6 protein-coding genes are annotated in these 5,145 nt (G+C 48.8%); 2 read left to right on the top strand and 4 right to left on the bottom strand.

Annotated elements, in window-relative coordinates; all coding sequences use genetic code 11:
- Positions 1–123 precede the first annotated feature (123 nt).
- Entirely contained in the window at positions 124–324 is a 201-nt protein-coding gene (locus QZP87_RS05080; RefSeq protein ID WP_291321837.1) for a hypothetical protein, read from the top strand.
- Between the two features lie 317 nt (positions 325–641).
- On the opposite strand, the gene QZP87_RS05075 is transcribed toward QZP87_RS05080, so the two are convergent.
- The 3 genes from QZP87_RS05075 to QZP87_RS05065 all read right to left on the bottom strand — a co-directional run bounded on the left by QZP87_RS05075 (position 642) and on the right by QZP87_RS05065 (position 2,985).
- A complete protein-coding gene (locus QZP87_RS05075) occupies positions 642–914 on the bottom strand; it encodes a type II toxin-antitoxin system YafQ family toxin (protein ID WP_291321836.1) in 273 nt (90 codons plus the stop codon).
- Between the two features lie 3 nt (positions 915–917).
- Positions 918–1,358 carry a helix-turn-helix transcriptional regulator gene (locus QZP87_RS05070; RefSeq protein WP_291321835.1) on the bottom strand — a complete coding sequence of 147 codons (441 nt, stop codon included), beginning with the start codon at positions 1,356–1,358 and terminating at the stop codon, positions 918–920.
- Positions 1,359–2,103: 745 nt separating this feature from the next.
- Positions 2,104–2,985 carry an MATE family efflux transporter gene (locus tag QZP87_RS05065; protein ID WP_291321834.1) on the bottom strand — a complete coding sequence of 294 codons (882 nt, stop codon included), beginning with the start codon at positions 2,983–2,985 and terminating at the stop codon, positions 2,104–2,106.
- A gap of 35 nt (positions 2,986–3,020) precedes the next feature.
- On the opposite strand from QZP87_RS05065, the gene QZP87_RS05060 reads away from it, so the two are divergent.
- Positions 3,021–3,272 carry a hypothetical protein gene (locus tag QZP87_RS05060; RefSeq protein ID WP_291321833.1) on the top strand — a complete coding sequence of 84 codons (252 nt, stop codon included), beginning with the start codon at positions 3,021–3,023 and terminating at the stop codon, positions 3,270–3,272.
- 969 nt (positions 3,273–4,241) lie between these two features.
- On the opposite strand, the gene QZP87_RS05055 is transcribed toward QZP87_RS05060, so the two are convergent.
- Complete coding sequence (locus QZP87_RS05055) at positions 4,242–5,009, bottom strand: hypothetical protein (protein ID WP_291321832.1); 768 nt, start codon at positions 5,007–5,009, stop codon at positions 4,242–4,244.
- Between the last annotated feature and the right edge of the window lie 136 nt (positions 5,010–5,145).

Raw genomic sequence — 5,145 nt, 5'->3', positions numbered from 1 at the left:
TGTAAAGATGATGTTTACATTTCGCGCTTGACGCGAAGTGTAAAGGAATTCATCAATCATGTTCAATAAGGCCTTCTCTGCCCCTTGGGCGATGTGGTCGCCTTTGCCCAAAGGATCAACTACTTGGCCGAAAGCCTGCGGCTGCGAAGAGGAATGGGAGAATACAGTCGGGACAAAGTGGAGCTGATGTTTACCCCGGAGCGGATGGTCCGGAAGGATGGGGAAGTGTTTGGGGGGGGTGAAGAAATGAAAGGGCTGAGGGATGAGACCCAGGTGAAACACCCCAAGGGTGCCCCGGTTTCACCGGGCAGGCCTGAAACCTGAGGGGGAAACAGGTAGGAAATTAGGAAGGTGGGAAGGTAAAATAAATGCTGGAATTCTGGGATGCTGGGATGCTGGGATGCTGGAATTGAAGAATTGAGGGATTGAAGAATTGAGGGATTGAGGGATTGAGGGAATGCTGGCCCAGGTTGAATCCTGCTCCGCAGGGACGCTTGCGCGTTATTCAACGGGGTAAAGATGCTGGGATGGAAAGACGGTGGGAAAGGAAAAAGTGTCCGCATGAACGAGAAACGAAGATCCGTCTTGGCATGAGGAGGGTGGTTTTGGGGTTTGGTTATGATAACAACGGGAATTTTTCTCTATGAAGAAAAGATATTCGCGTGGGTTCCTGTGCGTGCCAGCAGGAGTTCTCCGTCCTTTTGCAAATAGATGAGGAGCCAGTCGGGTTCAAGATGGGCATCCCAAAAAGGCAGCCAGCTTCCTTTCAGGGGATGGGCCTGATAGGCTTCAGGGAGAGGCGTTTCGTTGACCAGCAGCTCAAGCAGCACCCTCAGTTTGTTCATGTCCTTGCCGCGTCGTTTCATGCGTCGAATATCTTTCTTGAATTTTGACGAGAGAATCGGCGTCAGCATGGACTAGCTTGTTAGCGCCGCCAAGTCCTGGAACAGATCTTTTACAGATTCGCAACGATGCCCATTGCCTGCTCCAAGTTCGGCCATGGCTTCGCGTGTGGCATCGTTGGGCTTCATGAGATGGCTCGGGATGGTATGCAGAAGCTCCGCCAACTTTCGGGCATGCTTGAAGGGAATACCGCGCTTGTCCCTCTCGAATTCGGAAATATGACTTTGAGGAATGCCCAGGGCGATTGCAATTTGTTCCTGCGTGAGTCCGGCTCGCAAGCGGAGCCCTTTGAGCATTTTTCCGCCACGGTCCAATTCGGACAGGGGGCTGCAGGAATTGTCCAGTCCAGGCTGATCGAGGACATGCCCCCCAAGCTTGATGACAAGGGCCGTTATCAATGCCAGGCTGTCGGCTGGAACGGATATGTTCACATGGGCCATGTTTTGAGTGTGCATGGGCGACTCCTTTTTGAGATATTTTATCTCAATTTATCTTGTTGTCAAGAAGGAAAGACGGTGAGAAAGATTGACAAGGTAAAAAATGCTGGAATTCTGGGATGCTGGAATGTTTACCCCGTTGAACCGGGGTCCCCTTCGGGGTGCCTGCCTTGTGATAATAGACGAAGTCTTGGCGCAACGGATTTCACTGGGTTCATCAGGGGCTGGAATGCTGGAGTGCTGAAATTGAAAGACGGTGAGGCGGTGAGACGGCGAAAGAAGAACGAGGAAGGAAAAGGGATTTGGAGTACGGCTTCAGTTTCCGGTGGTGATGAAGGGCGATGGAGTCTCAAATTGTCATTCAAGAAGGGATTGGTTGACCGAGGAATCCTTTGAAGCCTCAATTTGATAGTGCAGACATGTGGCTCTGATTGCAATCAGGGGCCAAATACAGGTCAACTGGCGGAGGCCATTTTAGACGGTCTAGATCAAGGCTGGCTGGTGAAGGAGGGGACTGGGGCTACAAGGCAGGAGGCGATAGGCTCTGGGCTATAAGCTAAGGCCAACTAAAGGTACACAATGTGGTTGACTTAATTATTTTTTATATGCAATATGCATAACCAGGATGGGCTTTTTGCATATGAATGCTAATAAAAAATTGAAAACACTCGGCCCTCAGGCGGCCTATCTGGTGGGCATGCTCCATGAAAAAGGAAAACCTGTATTTTCCAACGCAGATGTCAGGGATATCACTGGGCTTAATTCAAAATCCGACCGAAATCTGGTGGCAGCCCTGGTGAACAGAGGAGTGGCCACCCGGCTCGGTGGATATGAATATTGAATTTCTTCCTCCTGCCTTGCTCGGCGTCTCAAGGCCTGCTTCAGGCCGGACGTGAGATACTCTTTTTCTTTTCGAGGAAGTACGCTTTAGCCGCATGAAAAGGGCCTGGATGATCAGGGAGATGAGTATGGCCCACCAGATTCCGGTGGATTCTTTCATGTATACATGGCCCAGGTACCAGGCCAGAGGAATGCGCACCAGCCAGGCAGAGCCGGCCATTGCCGGCAGCTGATAGAGGGTGGCTCCGGCACCGGCCATGGCCACGGAAAGGGTCATATACACCACAAGAAAGGGCATGGCGCAAAGACTGAACCTCAAAAAAGAAGCAGCCTCTGCAGCTGTTTGCGCATCTGTGGTCATAAGTCCGGACAGAGGTCCGGCGGCAAACCAGAGCAGGGCAGCCGGCAGGCAGATTTCGCCCAGGCCCAGGACCATTATTTTATACGTCATCCTTCTCAGCTGGTAAACATTCAATGTGTGCAGGCTGCTGCCGGTTATTAAGGAAGAGGTCAGACCCAGGGCAAAGGCAGGCAGGTGCAGGATTGATTCAATGCGCATTCCGGCGCTCATACCGGCCATGGCCTGTACACTTCCGTGGGGCAGGGCAGAGGCGGTGGCAAACAAAGCAAAAAATGAAGCATACCACAGGACCTGATTCAAGGCCATAGGCCAGACCACCCTGAGCAGGTAGGGCAGGGCCGTGCGACTCCATCTGTCGAAGCCAAAGACGGTTTTTTTGAGCAGCCCCCTCTGGTTTGCTTTACCTTTTTGTTTGACATATCCTGTCTTAGTGCTAACATTCATGCATTCATGCATTCATGCATTCATGAGGAGGATATATGGGAACAGTTAAAACAATCGGCAAAAGTGGTCAGGTATCACTTGGGAAAAAATTTGCCGGTCAACAAGTCCTGGTGGATGAAATAGAAGAAGGAGTCTGGATCTGCAAAATCGGGCGTTTTATACCTGAAAGCGAGCAGTGGATTCATGCTCCGAAAATAAAGGAGGAGCTTGACCTGGCAATCGACTGGGCGGAAAAAAATCCACCCCGGACAAGTGACCTGAACAGCATTGAAGAGCAAGTAGAGTGATGTCCCGGCAAGATCATGAACCTGTCAAGCTGGATCTGAACAACCCCGTATTCCAAAAACATCTCTTCAGACTGCAAAAAAACGAACAGTTGGCTGTTTTAGGAACATTGCGGAAAATATAGAAATTGTCCTGGCAGCAAGTATATCAAGACCGGGGTTTAAACTGGGAAGTGATTTCTTCCCGACCAGGCCCACACGGTGCCAGACTGTATACATTCAGAATTGGACAAGGCTTTCGAGACGTTGCTTTCCGTGAGCAAACCTGGCTGCGAATTCTCTCGTTGCACCCGGATCATGACACTGTTTACAAATAGAGGATCTGCCACGTTGGACTTGGCCGCGATATTGTGCGCTTCATTGCCAAATGGCTGCCATGATGCAGGTTCAAAACGCCGGACTTCAGGCTCAAGCCCCTGGCCCGCCCCGGCAGGGCGGAGCAATGTGTGGCCAGCTTCAGGACCAGAAACCGAATTTTCAAAGGAAGCCAAGAGGTTTTGCCCACGGAACACACAGAAGGACACGGAAGTTTTTAAAGCGTTGCGATGCAAATTCCGTGATACTCAGTGTATTCCGTGGACAGTCTTTTTTGCCCGAAGGGGCCCCTTTCTCCGCGCAGGGTCGCGGAAAAAGCCTATTGACTTACTCCTGAAACCCTGCCTGTCACGCATATGGCGTGATTAAACAAATCCGAAGGATTTCCTGCAAAGCAGGGTTTAACTGGGGCCTGCCCCGTTAAACCGGGGTCCCTTTGGGGTGTTTAACTGGGGTTAATCCTGCCTGCCCAGTGAAATTTCTTCCATTTCACCGGGGTCAAAAAAGCTCTTTTCTTTATTGGGTTGCGGGCAGAGTCCTCGTCAACATTTTTGGCAGCTCAATATATCTTTCAGGCCAGACCAGGTATCTATCCAAATTTATTAATTTATTTTCTTTCAACCAGGAACGAAGAACCAGGAACTATGAACTCTCAAGTCAGTAGAATAGACACAATATCCTGTTTCTTCCGATGTAAGCCACATCCGTAATATATAGTTCCGAGTTTATGCACTCGATAAGATTTTCAACGAGCATTGAAAACTTATCAGGCAAATGATGTTCAGGTTCTATGAAAATGATGCTTAAACAATGTTTTGAATAAGGCATTGCCCTCCAATTCATGTTCATGGACAGTGACTCAGGATGAAAATCTATATAATCCAAGTAGATGGCCTTGCCCTTCATCTTATGTCCGTAATCAAAGAAATCAACTGAAATCACATTGGGAAAAATATTCAATGCGCAGTAGTCATGGACAAACTCCACCACCAATTCCCTGGTGAGTAGTTTATTTCCATGGCAAAGAGGACTGCACTCGTTTTCAAAGAGATTGCTGATTCTTTTTCCCTGGGTTGACATCAGAAATGTTATAAAAATATTCTTTTCAAGGTATATCTTTCTAATGGCTTCCCTGACTGCCAATACTTCTGCAGAGTCAAGGTCACCTATCAGGAATATATAGTCATAGCCTTCAAAGACGTCGCTACTGAGCACAGTATTGTGTGCTGAACAGATATTTATCATTGGGCTCCCCTGGCCCTTCAGACTGACCCATTGTCTGCCGGAGTCTAAATTTGACCAGTAATTCATCAACTGAAACACTCTGTCTTCAACTGCACCGGCCAGACTGACAGAGTTTTTGCCAAATGTTAAAACAAGAGCCTTGAATGATCTGATGCCTGGTTCCATAGTTAAAACCCACATTTTTTGCCTTCCTGCTGTTCTTTGAGCCTGGATTCCTGTTCAAGGGCGGCTAAGAGTGATTTATGATTGACTGTATTGCTCCTCATAATATGGATATCCCGGATGTTTTTGAAATCTCCCGGAGTCAAGTTGGTCA

The organism is Desulfonatronospira sp. (assembly GCA_003563255.1).
GTDB lineage: Bacteria > Desulfobacterota > Desulfovibrionia > Desulfovibrionales > Desulfonatronovibrionaceae > Desulfonatronospira.
Note: the sequence above shows the minus strand (reverse complement) of the source record. Positions and strands in the feature narration are given on the sequence as shown.